Raw genomic sequence first — 23,918 nt, 5'->3', positions numbered from 1 at the left:
AAACCCCCGAAGGGGCGCGGCATCCCAGCCCAGGGCAACCCCTGGGTGACGGTGATATTGGCGATCAGCCCTGAAAGGGCGTGACATAGACCCCGAAAGATCGGCGCCAGACCCCGGATGCCGGCTGTCGAAAGCGCCTCGATTCAAAGCGCGATCAATATGTTACTATCAAAAAAGATCGGCACGAAGATCGGCACAAGAAGCCGCGGAGACAGATGTACGACGACCCGGCAGCCATGGAGCCCATGCTCCCCGGCAGCGATGGCGACTGCGGGGACCTGGGCGACCTGGCTTTGGACCTGGTCGCTGAATCCGCGCGGGCGGTCGGCCGGCTGCACCCGCTCACCGAGGGCACGCTGCGGGCGCTGTTGCGCACCATCAATTGCTATTACTCCAACCTGATCGAGGGTCATCGAACCCATCCCATCGACATCGAGCGGGCCATGCGCGCCGACTATGCCGGCGAACCCGCCCGCCGTGCGCTCCAACTGGAGAGCCGGGCGCATATCGAGGTCCAGCAGGCCATCGAGGAGCGCATCGCTGCCGAGCCGGGCCTTGCGGTGTGCGCTCCGGACTTTCTGTGCTGGATCCATGAGCGGTTCTACCAACAGCTCCCGCCCGCGTTTCACGAGGTCGATGGTCCGGGCGGACAGGAACGCGAAACCCTCGTACCGGGGCGCTTGCGCGAGTGCCCGGTCCAGGTCGGGCGCCATGTGCCGCCGGACGCCCGGTCGCTTGACCGATTCCTGAGGCGTTTCGCGCAGGCCTATGCCCCTGAGCGGCACCGCGGTCACGCACGGCTCATTGCCGCCGCCGCCAGCCACCACCGCCTGGCCTGGATACACCCCTTCCTGGATGGCAACGGCCGGGTTACCCGCCTCTTCACGGACGCCTATCTCGGCGCCATCGGCATCGTCGGCCATGGCCTCTGGTCGGCCAGTCGCGGGCTCGCCCGCAATCGGACCCAATACTTGGACCAACTGGCCGCCGCTGACGCGCCCCGCCGCAACGATTACGACGGCCGCGGCCAACGCTCGGCTGCCGGCCTGGCGGGCTTCTGCCGGTTCTTTCTCCAGACCTGCATCGATCAGGCGCGTTTTATGGGCGCTCTGCTGGCGACCGACGACCTGCACGGTCGCATCCAGGGCTATGTGCAGCTGCGTGCCGCCGGCACCCTGCCGGGTCGGCCCATCAAACCGGCCGCCGCCCCGGTCCTGCTGACGGTCTTCCTGCGCGGCTCATTGCCCCGCGGCGAGGCCGCGGCACTCACCGGGTACGGCGAGCGGGCGGGCCGCGACGTGATCGCCGGTCTGTTGGAGGAGGGGCTGTTAGTCTCGGATAGCCCCAAGGGCGCGGTGCGGATCGGACTGCCGATGGCGGCGGTGCCCTATCTGTTTCCGGGGGTGTTCCCGGTAGACGCATAGGTGCCGTCCCGCTCATGGCCCCCCCTAATCAGCCCAAAATGCCCTTCAGGTTGGCCAGATGGGCGATTCCCCGGGCGCGGCTGGCGGCGGGGTCGGCGGCACGGTTCTCGTCGCGCTCCACGGCGCCCTCCGGCAGTTCGCCCAGGAAGCGGCTGGGCTCGGTCTGGATCATCTCGCCGAAGAGCTTGCGCCGCCGCGCCAGCGTAAAGGTGAGCGCGCGCCGGGCGCGGGTGATACCGACATAGGCGAGCCGACGCTCCTCTTCAATGGTGTCCTCTTCGATGCTGGTGCGATGGGGCAGGAGTTCCTCTTCCATGCCGACCAGAAACACATTCGGAAATTCGAGCCCCTTGGCGGCGTGCAGGGTCATCAGATGGACACGGTCGCCGCCGGTCTCCTCGTCCTGGCGGTCCAGTACGTCCATCAGGGTCAGGTGGCTCACCATCTCGCCCAGGGTCTTGTCCGGCTGCTCCCCCTTCTTGTTGAGTGCGCCGAGCCAGTCGATCAGGTCGTTGACGTTTTCCATGCGCCGGTCGGCCACCGCTTGGCTGGATGCGTTCTCGCGCAGCCAGGCCGGGTAGTCGATGGCGTCGGTGAGTGCGCGCACGGCGGTGACCGGGTCGGCGGCAGCGCGCTGGGCGAAGGTCCCCATTAGCTCGGTGAAGCCTTGGAGCCGCTCGCGCTGGCGCTCGGCCAGGTGTTCGCCCAGACCCAACTCACCGCACGCTGCCAGCAGACTCACCCCGCGCCCCCGGGCATAGGTCGCGAGGCTCTCCAGCGTGGTGGGGCCGATCTCTCGGCGCGGGGTGTTGACCACCCGCAGAAAGGCCGCGTCGTCCTCCGGGTTGGCCAGCAGGCGCAGATAGGCCATCAAGTCCTTGACCTCGGTGCGGGAGAAAAATGAGGTCCCGCCGCTCAGGAAATAGGGGACGCTGTGCTCGCGCAGGGTCTTCTCGAAGGGGCGCGCCTGGTGGTTGCCGCGATAGAGGATGGCCATGTCGCCGAAGGCCACACCGTCGGTGAACTTGGCGTGGAGGATTTCGGAGACGACGCGCTCGGCCTCGTGCGCCTCGTCGCGGCAGGTGAGCAGGCGCGGCGCCTCGCCGGGGCCATGGTCGGACCACAGGCGCTTCTCGAAGACATGGGGGTTGTTCTTGATCAGGTGGTTGGCGAGCGCCAGGATGCGCGCGCTGGAGCGATAGTTTTGCTCCAGCATGATGACCTTGAGCTGCGGGTAGTCGTCCTTGAGGCGGGCCAGGTTCTCGGGCCGCGCGCCGCGCCAGGCGTAGATCGACTGGTCGTCGTCGCCCACCACGGTGAAGGCCCCGCGGGGGCCGGCGAGTTGGCGCACCAGTTCATATTGGGCGCCGTTGGTGTCCTGGTACTCGTCCACCAGCAGGTAGCGGATGCGCCCCTGCCAGCGCTCCAGCACCTCCGGGTGGGTGGCAAAGAGCCGCGCCGGCATGAGGATCAGGGCATCGAAGTCGACCGCGTTATAGGCGTGCAGGCTGCGCTCATAGTCGGCGTAGAGCCCGGCGAGCTGGGCCTCGAACGCGTCCGCCGCCTGGGACTGGGCCTGGGCCGGGTCGATCAGGTCGTTTTTCCACGCCGAGATCCGGTGCGCCACCGCCGCCGGGTTGAAGGCGTCGGCATTCGGGATGCCGCGCAGGTGCTCCTTGATCAGTGCCTCGCTGTCCTGGGCGTCCAGCAGCGAGAAGCCGGGGCGCAGGCCGGCGGCGGCGTGTTCGCGGCGCAGGATGTCGAGCCCCAGGGTGTGGAAGGTAGACACCCGCAGGCCCCGGCCGTCGCGCCCCTTGAGCTCCTTTGAGACCCGCTCACGCATCTCCCGCGCGGCCTTGTTGGTGAAGGTGACCGCGCCGATGTGGCGGGCCGCGATGCCGCAGGCGCCGATCAGGTGCGCGATCTTGCGGGTGATGACCCGGGTCTTGCCGGAGCCGGCACCGGCCAGGACCAGCAAGGGGCCGGCGGTGTAGCGGACGGCTTGCGTTTGTTCGGGATTGAGTCCGTTCATGGCGTGCCACGGCAGGTAGGATGGATGGCGGATTATCCTGAAAAAAGTCTCAGGCTGCTTGTATTGAAATAAAACCAAAGAGACGGCGCGCGGGAATCGCGCCGTCTCTGGCCGTCTCTGCGAGACAATCCGCCGCCGTTCAGGCTACCATGTGGCCATCTATCCGCCATGGTAACGCCGAGCGCTCGATGAAGTCCTTTGCCGCCCCTGCCTTGCTGCTCCTGGCCTTCGGCCTCCCCGCGCTGGCCCAAGACCCACCGGCGCCGCCGCCGACGGACGCCCCTGACGCGGGCGCGACCCTGGAGGCCCCGCCGCCGCCCGCGTCGCCCGCGACCGGTGACGCGACCGAGCCCGAGATCACCATCCGGGAGGGCGCCAACGAGACCATCTATGAGTACCGGGTGCGCGGTCGGCTCTACATGGTGAAGATCAAGCCCCAGATCGGTCCGGTCTATTACATGATCGACAGCAACGGGGACGGCCGTTTGGATCAGCGCAGCAACTCGCCACTGAACATCAACATCAACCAGTGGGAGATCTTCACGTGGAAATGAGGCGTCTGCTAGGGTGGCGACCGCGGCTCGCGCAACCTTAGACGATTTCCGCAAACGCCCCGCTGGGGGCGGATCATTGACGGTTGGATCGGGCGGCGCCCCTCAATGCGCCTCGTCCCAGTTGGCGCCGCTGCCGATGTCCACCACCAGCGGGACCGCCAACTGCGCCGCCTGCTGCATGTCGGCACGGATGCGCGCGCTGGCGCCCTCCAGCGCTTCCTCGGCGACCTCGAAGACCAGCTCATCGTGGACCTGCATGATCATGCGCACGCGCGGGCGCTCGTCCTCGATCCAGCGGTCCACCGTGATCATGGCCCGCTTGATGATGTCGGCCGCGGTGCCCTGCATCGGCGCATTGATGGCGGTGCGCTCCGCGGCGGCGCGGCGCGCCTGGTTGCTGTGGCCGATGTCGGTGAGATAAAGCCGGCGACCGGACAGGGTCTCCACATACCGATCTGCCCGCGCCTGGACCCGGATGCGGTCCATGAAGTCACGCACCCCGGGATAGCGGCTGAAATAGAGATCGACATAGTGCTGGGCGGCGCCGCGCTCGATGCCAAGCTGGCGGGCCAGGCCGAAGGCCGACATGCCATAGATCAGACCGAAATTGATCGCCTTCGCGGACCGGCGCTGCTCGGTGGTGACCGCTGCCGGGTCCAGCCCCCAGACCTCCGCCGCGGTCGCCCGGTGGACGTCCTGCCCGCTCGCAAAAGCGGCCAGCAGGCGCTCGTCCCCGGAGAGGTGCGCCATGATGCGCAGCTCGATCTGCGAATAGTCGGCGGCCAGGATGCGGTGCCCGGGCGCGGCGACGAAGGCCTGGCGGATACGCCGCCCCTCCTCGGTGCGGATGGGGATGTTTTGCAGGTTGGGATCGCTCGATGACAGCCGGCCGGTCGCGGCCACCGCCTGGTGATAGGAGGTGTGGACCCGCCCGGTAACCGGGTCGATCATCTGGCGGAGCTTGTCGGTGTAGGTGGAGCGCAGCTTGGACAGTCCTCGGTGTTCCAGGATCAGGCCGGGCAGGGTGTGACCCTGTTCGGCCAGTTGCTCCAGGACCTCCTCCGCGGTCGAGGGCGCGCCGGTGGGGGTCTTGGCGACTACCGGCAGGCCCAGTTCGGTGAAAAAGATCTCACCGATCTGCTTGGGTGAGCCCAGGTTGAAGCGATGCCCGGCGCAGGTGTAGGCGCGCTCCTCCAGGTCCAGTATGCGGCGGCTCAGGTCCTGACTCTGCTGTGCCAGTTGGTCCGGGTCGATCCGCACCCCGGTGCGCTCCATGCGCGAGAGGACCGGTATCAGCGGCACCTCGAGCGCCTGGTAGAGTTCGGCCAGCCGGCCGGTTGCTTGCAGGCGCGGCCACAGCGTCTGGTGCAGGCGCAACGTAATATCGGCGTCCTCGGCCGCGTAAGGCCCGGCGCTCTCCAGCGGGACCTGGTCGAAGCCGATCTGTTTGGCCCCCTTACCGGCGACGTCCTCGAAATGGACGGTGTCATAGTGCAAATATTTTTTGGCCAGCGAGTCCATGTCGTGACGGGTGGCAGTGCTGTCGAGCACATAGCTCTCCAGCATGGTGTCGTGTGCGATCCCGCGCAGGGCGATGCCGTGGCGCGCGAGTACACTCATGTCATATTTGAGGTTCTGGCCGACCTTGAGCCGCTCGGGGTCCTCCAGCAAGGGTTTCAGCCGCGCCAAGACCTGATCGCGGGCGAGCTGGTCGGGTGCGCCGGGGTAGCAATGGGCGACCGGCACATAGGCCGCCCGGCCCGCCTCGACCGCAAAGGAGACCCCGACCAGGTCGGCGCTCATGTAGTCGAGCCCAGTGGTCTCGGTGTCGAAGGCAAAGAGGTCGGCCGCTTCCAGTCGCGCCACCCAAGCGTCAAAGGCCGCCGCGGTCAGCACCAGGTCGTAGACGGCGGTCGGCGGGGCGGCCGAAGCGCCCTGCGCGTCGTCCGCGGGGGACTCCGGCTCCAGGGTGGCGAGCAGGCGCCGTGCCTCCAGCCGCTCGTACCACTGGCGCAAGCTGGCGGTATCCGGGGCGGATGGCGCCAGATCGGTCGGCCCCAGGTCCAGTGCCACATCCAGCTTGATGCTGGTCAAGGCCCGGGCGAGTGGGAGTTGATCGAGTGCCGCGCGCAGATTCTCCCCGACCTTGCCGGCGATCCGTGCGGCGTTGGCGACGACCCCGTCCAGGTCGCCATACTCCTGGATCCACTTGACGGCGGTCTTGGGGCCACACTTGGCGACCCCGGGGATGTTGTCCACCGTATCGCCCATCAGGCTCAGATAGTCGACAATGCGCTCCGGGGGGACGCCGAACTTGGCGATCACCCCGTCGCGATTAAGTAGTGTATCGGTCATGGTGTTGACCAGGGTGACATGCTCATCCACCAGTTGGGCCAGGTCCTTGTCCGCGGTCGAGATCAGGGTGCGCAGGCCCTGTGCGGCGGCACGCGTGGCCAGGGTACCAATCACGTCGTCCGCCTCTACCTCAGGGATCGCCAGCAGCGGCAGGCCCATGGCGCGGATCACCTCCTGCAGGGGCGCGATCTGTGCGCGCAGTTCGGCCGGCATGGGCGGGCGATTGGCCTTGTAGGCGGGATAGAGCGCGTCGCGGAAGGTCCCGCCGCCCGCGTCGAAGACCACCCCGATATACTGGGGGCGGTGCTGCTCGATCAGCTTGCGCAACATGGCGAGCACCCCGACCAGGGCGCCGGTCGGCTCGCCGGCAGAATTGGTCAGCTTGGGGAGTGCGTGCCAGGCGCGGAACAGATAGCCTGACGCGTCGACCAGAATCAGCGGATAGTTGGCGGCCATGGGCGGTCTCTCGGGCATTGAAGGGGCGAGAGTATGACCCGAGACGGACTCAATGTCCGCCGCAAAAAATACACCGCAGCGGGGCAGGGCGCGCCACAATGTGCGGCGAAGACCCCGCCAGCGGCCCACACCAGCACCAGGCGGCACGCTCGCCGGGGATTGATGCTGGAAATTGTTATAATTGATTAAACCTCTAATCAAGGACTGGCCCCAGATGCAAGCGTCCTCCCTGTTACCGATCCTGGCGACCGTGATGGCGTTTGCGCTCGCCATTGCCGCCCCCGGCGTCCCCGCCCAGGATAGCGCCGACACGGCGATACCAGCGGATCGGTTATGGTCGGATGAGCAGGCGCTTAGGATCAGCGGTGCCAGCCTGGAGCCATACACGCGGCGTCTGATTATTACCGGTCAGAAATTCGGCAGTCGGCGCCCGCCCAGGGTCAGCCTGGATGGGGTCGTCCTGAGCCTGTCGAGTGCTGGCGAAGACCGCTTGGTCACCGACCCGCTGCCGGCTAATCTTGTCGGCAGCGGCACCCATGCCCTGGCGGTGATCGACGGGAGTGACCGCACCCGCTTGGCGCTCTACCAACTGGTCATCGACTCACTGCCCACCGGCGGCGGGCGCTCGGCCGCCCCACAAGCCAATCGAATCAGTGTCATCGACCACAACGGCGACGTGGGTGTGGCAAGCTCCATCGCCGTGGGCGCCACTGGGAACCCTCTGATTCTCTATCTCGACTACGCCAATCGGGACCTGAAGCTCGCGCGTTGCCGCGACGCCGCCTGCACCGGTGCCGACCTCCAGGCGCTCGCGACCGACGGGGATGTGGGATGGGCCAATGCACTCATCGTCGGGGCCGACGGCCTGCCGCGCTTGAGCTATGTCGACAACACCAACAAGGTCGTGAAGTTCGGCTGGTGCGAGGACCCCGAGTGCCGGGTCTTCCAGGCCCGGACGATCGATACCGCGGGCCAGGCCGGGCAGCACACCTCCATCATCCTGGGGCGCGATGGCTGGCCTGTGATCGGTTACTACGACAACGCCGAGAGTCATCTCAAACTGGCCCATTGTCTGGACCCGCACTGCGCGACGTTCGAGCGCTCCACCGTCGACGACTCCGGCAATGTCGGTTGGTACACCAGCATGGCGCTGGGCGCCGACGGCAACCCGGTCATCAGCTATTTCGACGCGACCCGGCGCGGCCTCAAGTTCGCCCGGTGCGCCAATCCGTCCTGTTCGTCCGCCCGGGTGACGACCGTGGACATTGGCGGCGTCGGTCTGGGCACGGCGACCGTGGTCGGAGCCGACGGCCTGCCGGTCATCGCCTACTGGGATTTCTTAAACGACGACCTCAAGCTCGCCCTCTGCACCAGGCCCGATTGTGCCCGGGCCACCCTCTTGGTCATCGACCGCCAGGGTGCGGTCGGCTCCAATGCGGCCATGACCTTGGGTGCCGACGGTAACCCGATCATCAGCTATCACGATCACACCGGCGGCGCCCTGAAAATCGCCCATTGCGCCGACCGCGCCTGTACCGACGTGCGCATCAGCGTGCCCGACAGCAATGGCTCAGTGGGTTGGCACACCAGCATCGCGCTCGGCGCCGACGGACTCCCCATCGTCAGCTATTACGACGATACCAATAAGGACCTGAAAGTCCTGCACTGCGGTGACGCCTCCTGCAATGGCGCGGCGCCCTAGGGGCGGATTTTTAGCGTCTCACGCCAAGGCGCCAAGCGCGCCAAGTTTTTGAGTGTGAACGCGGAATCGGGAATGCCGGCAATCTCGTCGGATGCGCGTTATCGACCGATCGACTGTTTTCTTGGCGATTTAGGAGTTTTGGCGTGAGACTCGTGAGAAATTCCGGCGAGTGCTGCGTGGCCGGCGACGTCGCGCGCCCGCGCGGACCCGGGCGGCGCCGGATCGGCTACACTGGCGCCCCCTGTTTCCGCCGAGGCGTTACTCCATGCACTGTTGGGCCCGCTACCTTTTCGTCGTCGTGGTGATCGCGCTCGGCACCCTGAGCATGCTCGCGGCCTGCGGGCAAAAGGGACCTTTAGTCCTGCCGGAAAACGCGAAGCAACAGGCGCCCCGGAAGGCGACGGGCAAGTCCTCGGACGTCCCCACGCCGTCGGCCCAGCCCTCTGCTCAGTCTTCGGCCCAGGCCGCGCAGTCCTCGGCTGAACCCGAGGTTGCGCCGCTGGCCCCGGGCCAGGTCCAAACCCCGACCGGTAACCTGCTCGCGTGGCCGACGGGGACCAACTAAATGGACCATTTCAACTACTGCGGCGACCTGCTCCACGCCGAAGAGGTGCCGCTCACCGCGATTGCGGAACGCTTCGGGACGCCCTGTTATGTCTACTCCCGGGCCACCCTGGAGCGGCACTGGCACGCCTTCGACCGCGCCTTCCACGACCACCCGCACCTGATCTGCTTCGCGGTCAAGGCCAACGCCAACCTGGGGCTGCTCAACTGCCTGGCGCGTCTCGGTTCCGGGTTCGACATCGTCTCGGTGGGCGAGTTGGAGCGGGTGCTGGCGGCGGGGGGCGAGCCGTCGCGGGTGATCTTCTCCGGGGTCGGCAAGCGTGAGGATGAGATGCGCCGGGCCCTGGAGGTCGGCATCCGCTGCTTCAACGTGGAGTCCGAACCCGAGCTGGAACGGCTCGACCGGGTGGCCGGCGAGCTGGGTCTGGTCGCGCCCATCGCGCTGCGGGTCAACCCGGATGTGGACGCCCGCACCCATCCCTACATCGCCACTGGGCTGAAAGAGAACAAGTTCGGGATCGACATCCGCTCGGCCGAGGCGGTCTACCAGCGGGCCGCACAACTGCCCCACCTGCGCATCACCGGGATCGACTGCCACATCGGCTCCCAGCTCACCGATCTGGCGCCCTTCCTGGCCGCCCTGGACCGGGTGCTGGACCTGGCGGATCGACTCGCCGCCGCCGGCATCCCCATCGACCACCTGGACTTGGGTGGCGGGCTCGGCATCCGCTACACCGGCGAGCACCCGCCGGAACCGGCCGCCTACGCGACCGCGCTGCTGCATCGACTCGGCAGCCGCGGCCACGAAATCATCCTGGAGCCGGGGCGCGCCATCGTCGGCAATGCAGGTATCCTGCTGACCCGGGTGGAATATCTGAAACCCACCGAGTATCGGCGCTTCGCCGTGGTGGACGCGGCGATGAACGACCTACTGCGCCCCGCACTCTACCAGGCGGTCCAGGACATCGTACCGGTGCGCCGCGACAGCGACCTGCTCCCCATGCGCTATGACCTGGTGGGTCCGGTGTGCGAGACCGGCGACTTCCTGGGCAAGGACCGCCTGCTGGCACTGGCCCCGGGCGACCTGCTGGCGGTGCGCGGCAGCGGGGCCTACGGGTTCAGCATGAGTTCCAACTACAACACCCGGCCGCGCGCCGCCGAGGTCATGGTGGACGGGGCCGAGGCCCACCTGGTGCGCCGCCGCGAGACCATCGCCGAGCTCATGGCGGGTGAGTCGGTGCTGCCATGAGCCTGCAAAGAACGGTTATCGCGCCAAGGCGCCAAGATCGCCAAGGTCTTTCAGTGTGCGATCAGCGGCCTGCGAGCGATCCGGCGGGTGGTTGCGGTGGTGTGGCCATCCCATTGTTTTTTCTTGGCGTCTTGGCGCCTTGGCGTGAGCGATTGGGGGCCGCACCATGAAGCGCCGTCCCGAACCGGAACTGATGGACGGGGCCGAACAGGCCCTGGCCTATGCCCAGGCCGACTTCTCCGAGTCCAACGGCCTGTTCATGCGGCTACTCGCCGAGCAGCAACCGGGACCGCTGCGCGGCGCCCGTGCGCTCGACCTGGGCTGCGGGCCGGCGGACATCGTGCGCCGTTTCCTGCGCGCCTACCCGGACGCCACCTGTGACGCGCTCGACGGCTCCGCCGCCATGCTCGAGCACGCCCGTGCCGCCCTTGACCCGCTGCCGGGCGTGGCCGCGCGCTGCCGGTTGCTGTGCGAGTGCCTGCCGAGCCCCACACTGCCCGTCGCCCACTATGATTTGATCCTGTCCAACAGCCTGCTCCACCACCTGTCCGACCCGCAGGTGCTGTGGCAGACGGTGCGCCAGACCGCCCGTCCCGGCGCACTGGTGCTGGTGATGGACCTGATGCGTCCGGCCTCCGCGGGTTGGGCCGAGGCCCTGGTGGCGACCTATGCCGACGACGCCCCGGCGGTGCTGCGCACTGACTTCCGTAACTCGCTGTTCGCCGCCTTCGAGCCGCAGGAGGTCGTGGCGCAGTTGGCGGAGGCCGGCCTCGCCGGTCTGGAGGTCGCGGTGGTGAGCGATCGGCACCTCGCCGTGTTCGGCCGATTGGAAGAAGAAAGTCGTCCGCAAATAAACGCAAATGAACGCAAATAAATCAGTGATGGTTCGGCCGCGCGGCAGCAATGACAGCGTTCCGCGATGTCCATTCGTCATCGCATCACAAAATCGACACGATTATCTTTTTTCTTTTTTGCGTTTATTCGCGTTCATTTGCGGACCATCATCCTGCCTATGACAAAGCTCCGATTTACCAAAATGCACGGCCTGGGCAATGACTTCGTGGTCATCGATGCGCTGCGCCAGGCGGTTGCACTGGATGCCGCGGCCATCCGTCGGCTGGCGGATCGTCGCCTGGGGGTCGGTTGCGACCAGGTCCTGTTGGTCGAGTCGCCGCGCCTGCCGGGGACCGACTTCCACTACCGCATCTTCAACGCCGACGGCTCAGAGGTGGAACAGTGCGGCAACGGCGCCCGCTGCTTCGCCCGTTTCGTGCGCGACCAGGGGCTTACCGACCGCACCGAGATCCCGGTGGGCACCGCCTCGGGGGCCATCCGCCTCTTCGCGGAGCCGGACGGGCAGGTGCGGGTCGACATGGGGGTCCCGATCCTGGACCCCGCGCGCATCCCCTTCCTGGCGGAGCGCGAGGCGCCGACCTACGACCTGGAGGTGGCGGGCGAACGCCTCACCATCGGCGCAGTCTCCATGGGCAACCCCCACGCCGTGCTGTTGGTGGACGACACGGACACGGCGCCGGTCGCGCGGCTTGGCCCCCGCATTGAGTCACATCCGCGCTTCCCGCAGCGGGTGAACGCGGGCTTCATGCAGGTGGTCGCACCCGAGCGGATCCGGCTGCGCGTCTATGAGCGCGGCACCGGTGAGACCCTGGCGTGCGGGACCGGCGCCTGCGCGGCGGTGGTGAGCGGACGCACCCGCGGACTGCTGGGGCGACGGGTGCAGGTCAGCCTGCCCGGCGGGGTTCTTATGATAGAGTGGCCCGGACCCGGCCAGCCGGTCGTGATGACCGGCCCGGCACAACGGGTCTTCGCCGGAGAGATCGATCTATGAGTAAAACAGGGGCTAAGGGCAGCGCGACCGCGTCGGACGCGGTCGCCGCAGGGGACGAGGGACCGGACGCCGGGCTGGCGGCGACGGTCGCCGCCTATCTGCGCGCCCATCCGGATTTCTTCGACCAGCACGCGGACGTCCTGAGCCAACTGCACCTGGTACACAGCAGCGGTGCCGCGGTCTCACTGATCCAGCGTCAGGTGACGGTGCTGCGCACCCAACTGGAGACCGAGCGGGGGCGCCTGTCGCAGTTGATCGCCCGGGCCCGCGAGTACGAATCCTTCTCCGCGCGGGTGCATGCACTGGTGCTACAGGTGATCGCCGCCACCACCCTGGAGCAGGTGGGCGTCGTGCTGGCGGAGGCGCTCATGAGTGAGTTCAGCGCTCAGGCGGTGACCCTCAAGCTCTTCGCGCCGGCCCCGGCGGCGGACCCGGCCGGCGACGGTACCGACCCGGTTACGCTCGCCTTCCGGGACTTCATGGAGCGCAAGCACGCACTCTGCGGCCCGCTGGATGAGGCCAAGAACCGTATCCTGTTCGGCGATCCCACTGTCGCCTCAGCGGACGCCCCGGCCGTCGCGATCCAGTGCGCCGTCCTGGTGCCGATTCACGCCAACGGGCGCAGCGGGGTACTGGCCATCGGCGCGGCCGACCCGGATCGCTTCCGGCCGGATATGCGCACCGACCTGCTGGACCGGTTGGGTGAGATCGTCAGTCAGAAACTGCTGATGTTGCCCCTTGAGGCGGCACCGGCGACAGTGGAGCCGGCGCCACCGGCGCCGCAGATCGAACCCGAGCCGACGCCGCCGCCCAAGCGTAAGCGCGCCAAGCGAGCGGTCCCGGAATAGGCGCCGCTCGCCGCGCCCCGTTCTCGTGACACCGCTCAAGCGGTGTCACGCCTGTGTCTGGCGCTCTGCGCCGTTTGCCGGAATTGCGCTCATGGCCGACAGCCCGATCGAGCCCTTCCTCGCCCACCTCGCCCATGAGCGGCGGCTGGCGGAGCTGACCCTGGACGCCTACCGCGCGGACCTGGAGCGGATCGGCGCCTGGCTCACCGACGCCGGGGGCGAACCGGACGCCATCATCCGCCTGGACCAGCAGCAAGTGCGCCGCTATATCGCCTGGCGGCATCGCACCGGGGTCGGCGGCCGCACCCTGCAGCGGGAACTCTCCAGCCTGCGCAGCCTCTATCGCTGGTTGCTGCGCGAGGGGCTGGTACTCAACAACCCCGCGGTGGGCATCCGTGCCCCCAAGACCCCGCGCAAACTCCCCGCCACCCTGGACGCCGACCAGTTGTGCAACCTGCTCGACCGCCCGGTCGACGACCTGCTGCTGATCCGCGACACGGCCATGATCGAGCTCTTTTATTCCTCCGGGCTGCGGCTGGCGGAGCTGGTCAGCGTCAACCTGGGCGATATCGACATGGCCGATGCCATGCTCAGTGTCACCGGCAAGGGCGCCAAGACCCGCCGCGTCCCGGTCGGCACCCAGGCGCGCGAGGCGGTGAGCCACTGGATGCGAGTGCGCGCCAACCTGGCCGCGGCGGACGAGCAGGCGCTCTTCGTCAGCAGCCGGGGCGGACGCATTCACCCCCGCACGGTCCGCACCCGCGTCGCCCAGTGGGCGCAGGAACAGGGTGCCACCCGCAATGTTCACCCCCACATGCTGCGCCACTCATTTGCCAGCCACCTGCTGGAGTCCTCCGGCGATCTGCGTGCCGTTCAGGAACTGCTCGGCCATGCCGACATCGGCACCACCCAGATCTACACCCATCTGGACTTCCAGCACCTGGCCCAGGTCTACGACCAGGCCCACCCGCGGGCGAAGCGCAAGCGCTAGTCGGTCATTCCGGTCGGGAAACCGTAGGAGCGCCCCCCCAGGCCGCGACCGGGCTCGCCTGCAACAGCCGTTTGCACCCGCTCCCAATTCGTCGCGTACGGTTGTGAGGTTGGCCCTGTGCTACACAGAGTCCGCCGTGCGCTCGTCGAGTTGTTTCGTTATCGCATCGCCGCCCGCGCCGCCTCCGCCAGAAAGCCCGAGCGCGTCGCGCCATGGTCCTTGGCGTAGCGGTCGATCTTGGCCAGCAGGCGGCCGGGCAGGGTGATGTTGACCTTTTCGGCGCGGCCCTCGAAACGCGACACATCCACCGCGACGATGGCCCACACGCCGCTGGCCAAGTCGGGATCGGCGCGCCGCTCGGCGATCGGGCGCGGTGTGGGGATATCCTGGCCGTCCTCGGTCAGCCCTTCCAGATGCAGCTCTATCGCCTCCACCACGCTGTCGAGTGCCGCGTCGAAGGTGTCCCCGGCAGAGAAACAGCCGGGCAGGTCGGGCACCGTCACGCCGAAGCGCGCGCCGTCATCGGTATGTAGCACAACGGGAAAACGCATGGATCGCCTCCTATTTCCAGCCTGCCTGGCGCTTGATATTGTGCAGCGTCCCCGCGGGGATGTCGCTGTCAGGGTGCTTGACCGTCACCAGGCCGGGCTTCTTCGGATGCTTGAACTGGTGGTGCGAGCCCTTCACCCGCGCCAACACCCAGCCGTCCGCCTCCAGTTGCCTGATGAGTTGCTTGCTGTTCATGGTGGGTATTATAACCACTGTGCCGGCGGCGTGCCGGCATGACCGCCATCGGCCCCACTGCTCTGATTTACGGTCCCGCGACATGCAGACGCTCGCGGGTGGCATCGCCTTGCGGGCGTCCGCCCTATGGTCCTGTTACCGGTGATGTTTCCCCTTGGCTCAATCGTTAGGCATCTTGCACATACGACATGAATCGCATCCATCTTGAGCACGTTGCAAAAGCACATCAAGTCGTCGGGCAGCTCACCCTTAAGCAAAAAGAGCGGCTTGTCGATGAAATATTTCAGAAGCAGCCGAATCTGCTGGCATCAGTGCTGGCGCTCAGCAGAAGCAATGTTAAGATCGAACGGATTGACGTAATCCTAAACATTCTTCTCTTGTGCTTCGAGGCGGTTCGTTGCGCCCAATTGAGGCTGCCCGTCGTTACTGAGGCGATTCAGGAGTTGTGCCTCGCACGAATCGCTGGGCGCTCGCGGTTTATCGAAGGACTATCAAACCAGTCGGTGGAGCAGGCGGTCAACGATCAGGTAGCCGAACATACCGACAAGAACCTTTTGGCGCTCGTATTTCACGAGTTAAAAGAACATGGCTTCTCCGACGTACGGACCGAACAGGAGAAACTGTGTGTCCTGGATGCTCTAAATCTGGTCGAGACGATTGCCTATGTGGCGAAAGACGCCTAACGAGAAGGATGAGCTCGCATAGGGCGGAACGCCGCCGGCGGTGGCGGAAGCGTCATTTGCCCAGTCCAGGAAGCGCGAGACCTCGGCCGCCAGCCGCTCGGCGGGCGGTGCCTCGTAGTGGATGCGCCAGCGCCCAATGGGACCGGAGACTACCTGCATCGGACCAGTCGCATCATCGCGCCAAGCGGCGACGCGGATGGGTGTCAGGCCACTGTAGCCGGTGGGGAATAAGGCGGCGTGCCAACCGCATAAACGCTCAACCGTCAGCAGGGCGTCGCAGCGGCCAGTGGCATCGAGCACCATCTCGACCACACCTTCGATGTGGCGATCCACCGGCGCGAGTACACCGATGTCCACCCCGAGACGACGTGCAATGGAAGAACGCACCGATGCGGCGTCGAGCCGTTCGCCCTCGATCTCGCTGGTCTTGACCGCGTCCTCGGTCAGCGCCGCCAGGCTCGCCTGATCGCGTAAGGCGAGCCCGGCATCGGCCAGCCGGCCCAGCAACAACCCTTGGGCATGGCTGACCTCGGCCAGCCGACCGACGAGCGCGGCGAGGTCATAGCGCCACTGCGGCCAGTCAGTTGCCTGCCAAAGGTAGAGTTTTTCTCCGCTATACATGCGGAGATTATGTCGGATATTCACCGCACATGGAAGATGTCGGACGAGCGAGTACCCGGTTCCACCCTGATTTGCCGGTCGACCCCAGCGGGGTCGAACCTATCAGCCCAAGGCAACGCCCTGAGTTAGTGTTGTTTATTCGGCCTAGCCCTGAAAGGGCGTGACATCACGGTGGGGCTCCAGGCCCTGGCCTTTTTCGCGGCCGAGGAGGCGGCAGACCGTTTGGCGGACGCCGCGAGGCGTTGCTGTTCGTTCTGGAGGAAGAGACCGATCCGCAACGGTTCTCGATCGATCAGGTGCAGCAGCGCCAGCCAGGGGTGTCGCAGCGGCATCCGCGGCCCGGCGTAGCGCATGACCTCCCGCACCCGCGCGAGTATCGACTCGCTGGAGCAACATGAACGGGCACCCTCGGCAATTTTTGCTGTCCGGCCGCCAGTATAGCGCGCCCCCCGGGGTCTCTTGGCTGGACCGGGGTCACGGTATCCTTGCGGGCCGCCGGGACTCGCCGGTCGGACGGTTGGGGCATGGCGACGGCGCCGGGCCGCGCTGCGAACTGTGTGAGGTCAGCCGGTCCCCAGGGATCTCCCCATCCCCATGGATGCGACGCCCGGGTTATACTCCGGCCTTCCGCCTTCCAACCTTCTGCTGAGCACGAATGGACGCCAATACCGTCAGACTCATCCTGTTCGTTCTGGGGGCCATCCTGATCCTCGCACTGTATCTCTGGGAGCGCCGCCGCGGTGCCGATGAGGACGCGCAGGACGAGGGCTATGATGCGGACGACCGACCCTACGCCACCGGTCCCGACCGCCGCGAGCCCCCTGATGGCCTCTATGACGACGAGGACGCCCAGGACGACCCCGCCCCGATGCGCAGCCACGCCCGTGAGGGGCGCGATGAGGTCCTGGAGGGCGGCGTGCCGGCCCCGCTCCTGATCCAGCTCAGTGTCGCCAAGCGCTATGGCGAGTTTCCCGGCCTGGATCTCCTGGATGTCGCCGAGTCCTGCGGCCTGCGTCCCGGCGACATGGAGATTTTCCACTGTCTGGATGAGTTCGATGACGGTACCCGGATTTATTTCAGCATGGCTAACATGGTGAAGCCCGGGACCTTTCCGTTCGACGACATGGAGGGCTTCAGTACGCCCGGGGTGATGCTGTTCGCCCAGCTCGACGGTAAACCCGAGGACCTCACCGTCCTGGAGGAGATGATCGCCACCGCCCGCAAGCTCGCCACGACCCTGGGCGGCGATGTCTTCGATGAGGGCCGCCGCCCGCTCACCGTGCGTAAGGAGGAGGAGATGCACAAGGCGGTGCTGGCAAATGAAAAGCGCTTTGCGAGGGCCGCGCGGCGGTGACTGGGGGCGTGCCCGAGGCCGGGTCGGCGCCCGATGCGCCACCCGTGGCGGCCCCGGATGCCGCCCGGCAGCGCGCCGAGGCATTGCGCGCACTGATCCGCGATCACAACCACCGCTACTACGTCCTCGACGACCCACAGGTCCCGGACGCTGAATACGACCGCCTGGTCCGCGAGCTCAAGGACTTGGAGGCCGGCTACCCGGAGCTCGTGACCCCTGACTCCCCGACCCAGCGGGTCGGGGCCGCGCCGCGCCCCGAGTTCACCCAGGTCAGTCATCGCCTGCCGATGATCTCGCTCGATAACGCCATGGACGACGGCGAGTTGGCCGAGTTCCATCGCCGCATCGCCGGCACGCTCCCCGGTGCTGACGAGTGCCTCTTCACCGCCGAGCCCAAGCTCGATGGTCTGGCGGTCAGCATCCGTTATGAACAGGGCCTGCTGGTCCAGGCCGCGACCCGCGGTGACGGGGCCACCGGTGAAGACATCACCGCCAATGTCCGCACCATCCAGAACGTCCCGCTGCGCCTGCTGGGCAGCGATTGGCCGGCGGTGCTGGAGGTCCGCGGCGAGGTCTACCTGCCACACGCGGGTTTTGCGCGGCTGAACACCCAGGCCGCGGCCCGCGGCGAGAAGACCTTCGCCAACCCGCGCAATGCCGCGGCCGGCAGCCTGCGCCAACTCGACCCGCGCGTTACCGCCGCTCGTCCGTTGCGCTTCTGTTGCTATGGCTGGGGCGAGATCGCCGCGGACGCGGGTGAGAGCCAGTGGGCGATGCTCCAGCGCATCGCCGGCTGGGGGGTGCCGGTGTCACGCGAGTTGCGTCAGGTGCAGGGGCTCAACGGCTGCCGGGACTATTTCGACGACCTGGGGCGGCGCCGGGATGTGCTCGGTTATGACATCGATGGCGTGGTGTTCAAGCTGGACCGGATTACGGACCAGGCCGCCCTGGGGGCGACGGTTCACCATCCGCGCTGGGCGATTGCGCGCAAGTTCCCGGCGCAGGAGGCGCTGACGGTGGTGGAGGCGGTCGAGTTCCAGGTCGGTCGCACCGGGGCAGTGACCCCGGTGGCCCGTCTCAAGCCGGTGTCGGTGGGCGGCGTGACGGTGGCCAATGCCACCCTGCACAACATGGACGAGGTGGAGCGCAAGGATGTCCGCATCGGGGATACGGTCTATGTTCGCCGGGCCGGGGACGTGATCCCGGAGATCGTGCGCGTCTTGCCCGAGCGGCGGCCGGCGGATGCCCGGGCGGTGGTCTTGCCCGTCCAGTGCCCAGTGTGCGATTCAGATGTCATCCGCCCGGAGGGCGAGGCGGTGGCCCGGTGCAGCGGGGGGCTCTACTGCCCGGCCCAACGCAAGGAGGCGATCCGCCATTTTGCCTCCCGCAAGGCGATGGATATCGAGGGCTTGGGCGAGAAGCTCATCGACCAACTGGTGGAGCGGGACTTGGTACGGGAGCCCGCGGACCTCTATCGGCTCACCCAGGGGCAGTTTGCCGGCCTGGAGCGGATGGGCGAGAAGTCCGCGGCCAATCTCATCGCGGCGCTGGAGCGCAGCCGCGAGTCGAGCTTTGCCCGCTTTATCTTCGCGCTCGGCATCCGCGAGGTCGGCGAGGCGACGGCCGCGGCCCTGGCCGCCCGCTTCGACTCACTGGAGGCCCTGATGGCAGCACGGGAACAGGACTTTCTGCTCACCCGCGGTCTGCGCGGGGTGGGGCCCAAGGCGGCGCAGTCCATCCAGGCCTGGTTGGTTGCGCATCCGGATGCGCAAGCGGCCGGGGACCTGGGCGAGTGGTTGATGGCCCAGCGTATCCCCGGGCTCAACCGCGGCGCGGCGGCGGCCCTGGGGCAAGGCTTTGCGACCCTGGAGCGGCTGCGCGCCGCCGCGCCCGAAGACCTCTATGGCAATACCACCGCCTTGGTGGAAGGGGTGGGGCCGGTGGTCGCCGCGCACCTGACCGGATTCTTTGCGCAGGCCCATAACCGGGAGGCGATCGGGCGTCTGACTGCGGCCGGGATTCGCTGGCCGTCGGGATCGGCGCGTGCCGCGTCGCCAGCGGGGGGCCCATCCGGTTCTGCGGCCCAGCCACTGGCGGGCAAGACCTTCGTCATCACCGGCACCCTGGGCCGCCCGCGCGATGAGATCAAGGCCGAGTTGGAGTCCCTGGGGGCCAAGGTCACGGGCAGCGTCTCAAAGAATACCGACTATTTGTTGGCGGGGGCGGAGGCCGGCTCGAAGCTCGCGAAGGCGCAAGCACTGAATGTTGCGGTGATTGGCGAGGAGCGGTTGGCGCAGCTGACCGGTCGGAGCTAGTTCGGATTGCCCACGCGTCTCACGCCAAGGCGCCAAGCTCGCCAAGAAAACAGTCCATGAGTGGATCATGGGCCTCCTGACGAGGCTTTCAACACTCTTGATGGGGTGTTCTCGCGCGAGAACTTGGCGTGCTTGGCGCCTTGGCGTGAGATATTCGGCCGCCGCCGGCCTGTGGCACGATCCGTGGCCGCTGTTGCGCTGTTTTTCTGCGGGACGCGAACTTATACTCACCGGATCTGAAAATCTTGACCCGTGGCGGAATATCCGATGAAAAAGATCGAAGCGATCATCAAACCCTTTAAGCTCGACGATGTGCGGGAGGCCCTGTCCGCCGCCGGTATCACCGGCATGACCGCCATCGAGGTCAAGGGCTTCGGGCGGCAGAAGGGCCACACCGAACTCTACCGCGGGGCTGAGTATGTGGTGGATTTCCTGCCCAAGGTCAAGGTTGAGCTGGTGGTGGCGGACGAGAACCTGGACGCCTGCATCAACGCCATCACCGCGGCGGCCCGCACCGGCAAGATCGGCGACGGCAAGATCTTCGTCTCCGAGGTCACCCGGGTGGTGCGCATCCGCACCGGCGAGGAGAACGAGGCGGCGGTCTGAGGCCTCAGAACCCCTTACCGCTCACCGCCCCCACCAGGCTGTCGATCTGATTCAGGTCCTGGTTGATGGCCACGGAGCGTGCCTTGAGGTCCCCGACCGGCTGTTCGCCCGGTTTCACGCTGCGCAAGGCCCCCTTGGTGCGCGTCAGCCGCGCCTGGGCCTGATCCAGGCGTTTCTGGTCGGCCCGATTGCCGCTGACCCTTAGGGCGGCCCGCTGTTGGGCGATGCGCCGCTCCAGGTCGGCCAGGCGGGCATTCGCCTGGTTCAGATCCTTGCGCACCGCCGCCCGCTCCTGTTCCACTGCCCGGGCCTCGGCCTGGAGCCGCTGCTGGGCACTGAGTTCTCCCTGATAGGCGCCTTGACGCTCGTCGATGCGCTGCTGATAACCGCCCCCGGCCAGGCCCGCGATACCGCTGATGAATCCGCCCTGGTGGGGGTCTGCGCTGGTGGCGCAGCCGGCGAGCCAGAGCGCCAGTCCCAGCCCAGCCACCGCACGGGGCAACCGGCGCCAACGCTGGGCCAGATGGGGCGAAGGCCAGGCTTGGGTGTGCGGCGAGTGGGCGTGGATCATGGTCGGATACCTCAGGCGACTGAAACGCTTTTTGCTAGGCCGTCAAGGGTCTTGATGTTCTTGTTGTAGGCGTCGAGTTGCTGTTGCATGGCCGCGGTGCTGGTGCCCGGATGGTCCTTCTGGTACTGGCGCTGGGCCCCTTGGAACATGGTCTGTTTTTCCTTGGCACCGGAGCTTGCTTGCGCGACCACCGCCTGATTGTCGGCGATGCGGCGGCGCGCCGCGACCAGTTCGGTCTGCGTGGCCTGGCCCTTGCGTACCTGCTTCTGGACCGTGGCGAGGCGCCGTTTGTCCTCGGCAATGACCTCGCGCACGCTCGTAATCAGCGCCTGGGTTTCGGCATTGGTCTTGCGTACATCGGCGGTCATGGACTCGAGTTGATCCTCCTTGCTCGCATACTGTTTCTGTTTCTGGGCGACATAGGCCCCCGCGAGGCCCCCCACCGCCGCCCCCGCCGCCCCGCCGATCGCGGCACCCTTCAGCACATCTTCTGCCCGTCCGCCATGCAGGGCGCCATAGATGCCACCGGCAACCGCGCCGGCACCGCCACCGACCAGCACCCCTTCCCAGACGGTCTTCTGGAAGGCATGGCTCTGCTCGCGCAGGCGCCGCTCGGCCGGGGTCAGTGAGGCGTCGGACGCGTCTTGAGCCGGGGTCTGGCTGCTGCCGCCCCCGCTCGGAAGCCAACCGGTCGCCGTGCTCGCCACCCCCTGGATGTCCCCGGGGGTTACGCAGCCGGCGGTCGCCAGGGCGGCAATCAAGGCGATCGTCGCCGGGCCAGTCTCGCGGATCGTCAATGGTCGACTCATTTCTTGCTCCTCGTTGCCGATGTTATCGCACACCGCCGCATTGTATGCCGGCCCCGCGCCGCTGTCGGCCCGCGCCGCTCAAGCGGCTGAAACGCTCTGGGCCAGACTATCCAGCGTCTTGATATTTTGGCTGAAGGCATCGAGCTGTTGCTGCATCCGTGCGGTGTTGGTGCCCGGATTGCCCGTCCGGAACTGGCGCTCGGCACCTTGGAACATGGCCTGCCTCTCGCGGGCGCCCTTGCTCGCCTGGGCGATGACCGCCCGGTTGTCGGCGATGTGGCGGCGCGTGCTCTCCAATGCGGCCTGGGTTGCCGCCCCCTTGCGCACCTGTTCCTGGACCGCCGCGAGCCGCCGCTTATCCTCGTCGATGACCTCGCGCACACTCGCGATGAACGACTGGGTTTCCTCATTGGACTGGCGGACATCGGCGGTCATGGCCTCGAGCAGGTCCTCCTTGTCTGCATACCTTTTCTGCTTTTGTGCCACATAGGACCCCGCGAGCCCGCCGGCGGCTCCGCCGACGCCCGCGCCGGCGAGCGCCACGAGTTCGTGACCGGTCAAAAAAGCCATCAGTCCACTCGTACCGGCGCCGACCAGCGACCCTTCCCAGACCGTCTTGTCGAAGGCCCGACTTTGTTCACGCATCCGCCGTTCGGCCGGGGTCAATGATTCGGCTGATACGGCTTGCGCCGCCCCCGGGCCGCTGTCAAGCGTGCCCGAGGTCTTTGCGGGGCTCGCACAACCCGCTGTCGATAGCGCTACAATCAGGACCAACAGTGCTTGGCCGCCAGCGGAACGTACAACGAAGCGCCCCTTCATGTAGTGTACCTTTTGGTGTGTTCCAACAAACCCCAGCGGGTCATTCGCGGTTGCTCGGGGCCGTGGCGGGGGCTGGCACTAACCGAATACCTACAATTTACGCACACAGATCCCTTCCCGTCCGCAACCGCCTTGCCGCCGCCGGGAAATATTCGTGTAGTCTAACGTATCCGGGACTGGACGACTTGGCAAGACGGCCGATCTCGGGTATCGAGCTGGGTGTTATTTGCCGCAAACCGCAGATGCCGAAGTGACGTCATGACGCGAATCTTCATCAGCTACTCCACCAAGGATGTGGAGTTCGTCTTATCCTGCCTCAAGCCACTCTTGGACAACACCGGCATCCTCACCTGGTGTTCCGGGACCGATGTGCGCGTGGCCGCCGATTGGGAAAGGCAGATTCGCACGGCCTTGGTCCAGACCGACTGGTTCATTGTGGTCCTGTCGCCGGACGCCCAGCAGTCGGAATGGGTCCAATCCGAGACCCATTGGGCGCTCGAGCATCTGCGCGGGCGGGTGATCCCGGTGATGGCGCGTGGCTGCGACCCGTGCGAACTGCATTTGCGACTCGGCACCATTCAATATATCGATTTTCGGGCGAACCCCGCGCAGGCCGGCGCCCAGTTGCTGGCACTGGTCAATGGTCAGGGACCGGGAATGGAATCCAGGACCCGGCTGCCGGAGCAGAGCGCCGGTTTGGATGCCCCCACGATCATCCGCAAGACCCGGCAGGCGGATATCAGACTGTTGGTCGAGTTGCCGCCGGGCGCCGGTGTCGAGCGACACCACCGCATCGAGCGCTCGGCGATCATCGGGCGCGCGGACGAGGCGGATGTCCAGATTGCCGACGCCTGCGTCTCCCGCAAGCACGCCCGGCTCACCGTGTTGCCGGCCGATCGGGGCGTCATCCTCACCCTGACCGATCTGGAGAGTGCCAACGGAACCTTCGTCAACGACCGGCGCATCACCTCCGAGCAACGCATTGAAGTCGGCGATCTCATTGCGATGGGCGGTGCCCGGATTCGCCTCCTCGCCGTTGATGACCCGGGCGCTGCCGATGGCTGACCGGCCTTAGCCCGAATATCTCACGCCAAGGCGCCAAGCTCGCCAAGGTTTTTCAGCCCTTTATCGCCGCTCGCCGATGCACCCAGCGGGTGACGTGGACACGGAATATATCCCGTTGTCTATCTTGGCGAGCTTGGCGCCTTGGCGTGAGACTCGTGAGAAATTCGGGCTAGTGCAGCAGAGTGAAAGTCCCGACACCGTCTGACCCGTTATGCAGCGAGTGGTTTGCCCTCATAGGTCCAGCGAAATGGCTTGGCCATCGTGTTGTTGAAGAATTCAATAAAGTCCGTGATCTTCTTTTCGAGGTCCG

General features: G+C 66.7%; 23 protein-coding genes. 14 read left to right on the top strand and 9 right to left on the bottom strand.

The window, feature by feature from the left end:
- Window positions 1-215: 215 nt before the first annotated feature.
- Window positions 216-1,424, top strand: a complete 1,209-nt coding sequence (locus tag QZX93_RS04840) for a Fic family protein (protein WP_295391830.1) — start codon at window positions 216-218, stop codon at window positions 1,422-1,424.
- Window positions 1,425-1,452: 28 nt separating this feature from the next.
- On the opposite strand, the gene QZX93_RS04835 is transcribed toward QZX93_RS04840, so the two are convergent.
- Window positions 1,453-3,456: a UvrD-helicase domain-containing protein gene (locus tag QZX93_RS04835; RefSeq protein WP_295391829.1), complete on the bottom strand. Its 2,004-nt coding sequence runs from the start codon at window positions 3,454-3,456 to the stop codon at window positions 1,453-1,455.
- Window positions 3,457-3,605: 149 nt separating this feature from the next.
- Between QZX93_RS04835 and QZX93_RS04830 the strand changes: the two genes are divergently transcribed.
- The gene (locus QZX93_RS04830; protein ID WP_295391827.1) at window positions 3,606-4,010 is read left to right on the top strand and encodes a DUF2782 domain-containing protein; all 405 of its coding nucleotides are present in this window, start codon (window positions 3,606-3,608) and stop codon (window positions 4,008-4,010) included.
- A 102-nt stretch (window positions 4,011-4,112) separates the two neighbouring features.
- Here the strand turns inward: QZX93_RS04830 and polA are convergent, their stop codons facing one another.
- Window positions 4,113-6,821 (bottom strand): DNA polymerase I, encoded by a 2,709-nt coding sequence (gene polA, locus QZX93_RS04825; protein ID WP_295391825.1) that lies wholly within the window; start codon window positions 6,819-6,821, stop codon window positions 4,113-4,115.
- Window positions 6,822-7,035: 214 nt separating this feature from the next.
- Between polA and QZX93_RS04820 the strand changes: the two genes are divergently transcribed.
- The 7 genes from QZX93_RS04820 to xerC all read left to right on the top strand — a co-directional run bounded on the left by QZX93_RS04820 (window position 7,036) and on the right by xerC (window position 14,021).
- On the top strand, window positions 7,036-8,523 hold the full coding sequence (locus tag QZX93_RS04820) for a hypothetical protein (protein ID WP_295391823.1): 1,488 nt from the start codon (window positions 7,036-7,038) through the stop codon (window positions 8,521-8,523).
- 265 nt (window positions 8,524-8,788) lie between these two features.
- Window positions 8,789-9,088 (top strand): lipoprotein, encoded by a 300-nt coding sequence (locus tag QZX93_RS04815; RefSeq protein ID WP_295391821.1) that lies wholly within the window; start codon window positions 8,789-8,791, stop codon window positions 9,086-9,088.
- Window positions 9,089-10,336, top strand: a complete 1,248-nt coding sequence (lysA, locus tag QZX93_RS04810) for a diaminopimelate decarboxylase (RefSeq protein ID WP_295391819.1) — start codon at window positions 9,089-9,091, stop codon at window positions 10,334-10,336.
- Between the two features lie 166 nt (window positions 10,337-10,502).
- On the top strand, window positions 10,503-11,210 hold the full coding sequence (locus tag QZX93_RS04805; RefSeq protein WP_295391817.1) for a class I SAM-dependent methyltransferase: 708 nt from the start codon (window positions 10,503-10,505) through the stop codon (window positions 11,208-11,210).
- 138 nt (window positions 11,211-11,348) lie between these two features.
- Entirely contained in the window at window positions 11,349-12,182 is an 834-nt protein-coding gene (dapF, locus tag QZX93_RS04800) for a diaminopimelate epimerase (protein WP_295391816.1), read from the top strand.
- The gene (locus tag QZX93_RS04795; RefSeq protein ID WP_295391814.1) at window positions 12,179-13,030 is read left to right on the top strand and encodes a DUF484 family protein; all 852 of its coding nucleotides are present in this window, start codon (window positions 12,179-12,181) and stop codon (window positions 13,028-13,030) included. The genes dapF and QZX93_RS04795 overlap by 4 nt, the downstream gene beginning before the upstream one ends.
- Before the next feature lie 91 nt (window positions 13,031-13,121).
- The gene (xerC, locus tag QZX93_RS04790) at window positions 13,122-14,021 is read left to right on the top strand and encodes a tyrosine recombinase XerC (protein WP_295391812.1); all 900 of its coding nucleotides are present in this window, start codon (window positions 13,122-13,124) and stop codon (window positions 14,019-14,021) included.
- 158 nt (window positions 14,022-14,179) lie between these two features.
- Here the strand turns inward: xerC and QZX93_RS04785 are convergent, their stop codons facing one another.
- The gene (locus QZX93_RS04785; RefSeq protein ID WP_295391810.1) at window positions 14,180-14,572 is read right to left on the bottom strand and encodes a type II toxin-antitoxin system HicB family antitoxin; all 393 of its coding nucleotides are present in this window, start codon (window positions 14,570-14,572) and stop codon (window positions 14,180-14,182) included.
- A 10-nt stretch (window positions 14,573-14,582) separates the two neighbouring features.
- The gene (locus QZX93_RS04780; RefSeq protein ID WP_295391808.1) at window positions 14,583-14,765 is read right to left on the bottom strand and encodes a type II toxin-antitoxin system HicA family toxin; all 183 of its coding nucleotides are present in this window, start codon (window positions 14,763-14,765) and stop codon (window positions 14,583-14,585) included.
- A 188-nt stretch (window positions 14,766-14,953) separates the two neighbouring features.
- Here QZX93_RS04780 and QZX93_RS04775 point away from each other — a divergent pair, with 188 nt between their 5' ends.
- Window positions 14,954-15,448 (top strand): hypothetical protein, encoded by a 495-nt coding sequence (locus QZX93_RS04775; protein ID WP_295391806.1) that lies wholly within the window; start codon window positions 14,954-14,956, stop codon window positions 15,446-15,448.
- On the opposite strand, the gene QZX93_RS04770 is transcribed toward QZX93_RS04775, so the two are convergent.
- Both QZX93_RS04770 and QZX93_RS04765 read right to left on the bottom strand, forming a co-directional pair.
- Window positions 15,404-16,069, bottom strand: a complete 666-nt coding sequence (locus QZX93_RS04770) for a DUF4172 domain-containing protein (RefSeq protein WP_295391805.1) — start codon at window positions 16,067-16,069, stop codon at window positions 15,404-15,406. The two genes, QZX93_RS04775 and QZX93_RS04770, sit on opposite strands and share 45 nt — an antisense overlap.
- 125 nt (window positions 16,070-16,194) lie before the next feature.
- Entirely contained in the window at window positions 16,195-16,485 is a 291-nt protein-coding gene (locus QZX93_RS04765; protein WP_295391845.1) for a nitrous oxide-stimulated promoter family protein, read from the bottom strand.
- 239 nt (window positions 16,486-16,724) lie between these two features.
- Here QZX93_RS04765 and QZX93_RS04760 point away from each other — a divergent pair, with 239 nt between their 5' ends.
- From QZX93_RS04760 to QZX93_RS04750, 3 genes are all read left to right on the top strand, one after another.
- Window positions 16,725-17,423, top strand: coding sequence for a cell division protein ZipA C-terminal FtsZ-binding domain-containing protein (locus QZX93_RS04760; protein ID WP_295391804.1), 699 nt, complete (start codon window positions 16,725-16,727; stop codon window positions 17,421-17,423).
- Between the two features lie 44 nt (window positions 17,424-17,467).
- The gene (ligA, locus tag QZX93_RS04755; protein ID WP_295391844.1) at window positions 17,468-19,738 is read left to right on the top strand and encodes an NAD-dependent DNA ligase LigA; all 2,271 of its coding nucleotides are present in this window, start codon (window positions 17,468-17,470) and stop codon (window positions 19,736-19,738) included.
- A gap of 267 nt (window positions 19,739-20,005) precedes the next feature.
- On the top strand, window positions 20,006-20,344 hold the full coding sequence (locus tag QZX93_RS04750; RefSeq protein ID WP_295391802.1) for a P-II family nitrogen regulator: 339 nt from the start codon (window positions 20,006-20,008) through the stop codon (window positions 20,342-20,344).
- A 4-nt stretch (window positions 20,345-20,348) separates the two neighbouring features.
- Here the strand turns inward: QZX93_RS04750 and QZX93_RS04745 are convergent, their stop codons facing one another.
- The 3 genes from QZX93_RS04745 to QZX93_RS04735 form a co-directional block, all read right to left on the bottom strand.
- The gene (locus QZX93_RS04745; RefSeq protein WP_295391801.1) at window positions 20,349-20,915 is read right to left on the bottom strand and encodes a hypothetical protein; all 567 of its coding nucleotides are present in this window, start codon (window positions 20,913-20,915) and stop codon (window positions 20,349-20,351) included.
- A gap of 11 nt (window positions 20,916-20,926) precedes the next feature.
- The gene (locus tag QZX93_RS04740; RefSeq protein ID WP_295391800.1) at window positions 20,927-21,724 is read right to left on the bottom strand and encodes a glycine zipper domain-containing protein; all 798 of its coding nucleotides are present in this window, start codon (window positions 21,722-21,724) and stop codon (window positions 20,927-20,929) included.
- Between the two features lie 78 nt (window positions 21,725-21,802).
- Window positions 21,803-22,369, bottom strand: a complete 567-nt coding sequence (locus QZX93_RS04735; RefSeq protein WP_295391798.1) for a hypothetical protein — start codon at window positions 22,367-22,369, stop codon at window positions 21,803-21,805.
- Window positions 22,370-22,801: 432 nt separating this feature from the next.
- Between QZX93_RS04735 and QZX93_RS04730 the strand changes: the two genes are divergently transcribed.
- Window positions 22,802-23,608 carry a TIR domain-containing protein gene (locus QZX93_RS04730; RefSeq protein ID WP_295391797.1) on the top strand — a complete coding sequence of 269 codons (807 nt, stop codon included), beginning with the start codon at window positions 22,802-22,804 and terminating at the stop codon, window positions 23,606-23,608.
- Window positions 23,609-23,918: the final 310 nt, after the last annotated feature.

Source organism: uncultured Thiodictyon sp., assembly GCF_903946935.1.
In the GTDB taxonomy this organism is placed as follows: domain Bacteria; phylum Pseudomonadota; class Gammaproteobacteria; order Chromatiales; family Chromatiaceae; genus Thiodictyon.
Note: the sequence above shows the minus strand (reverse complement) of the source record. Positions and strands in the feature narration are given on the sequence as shown.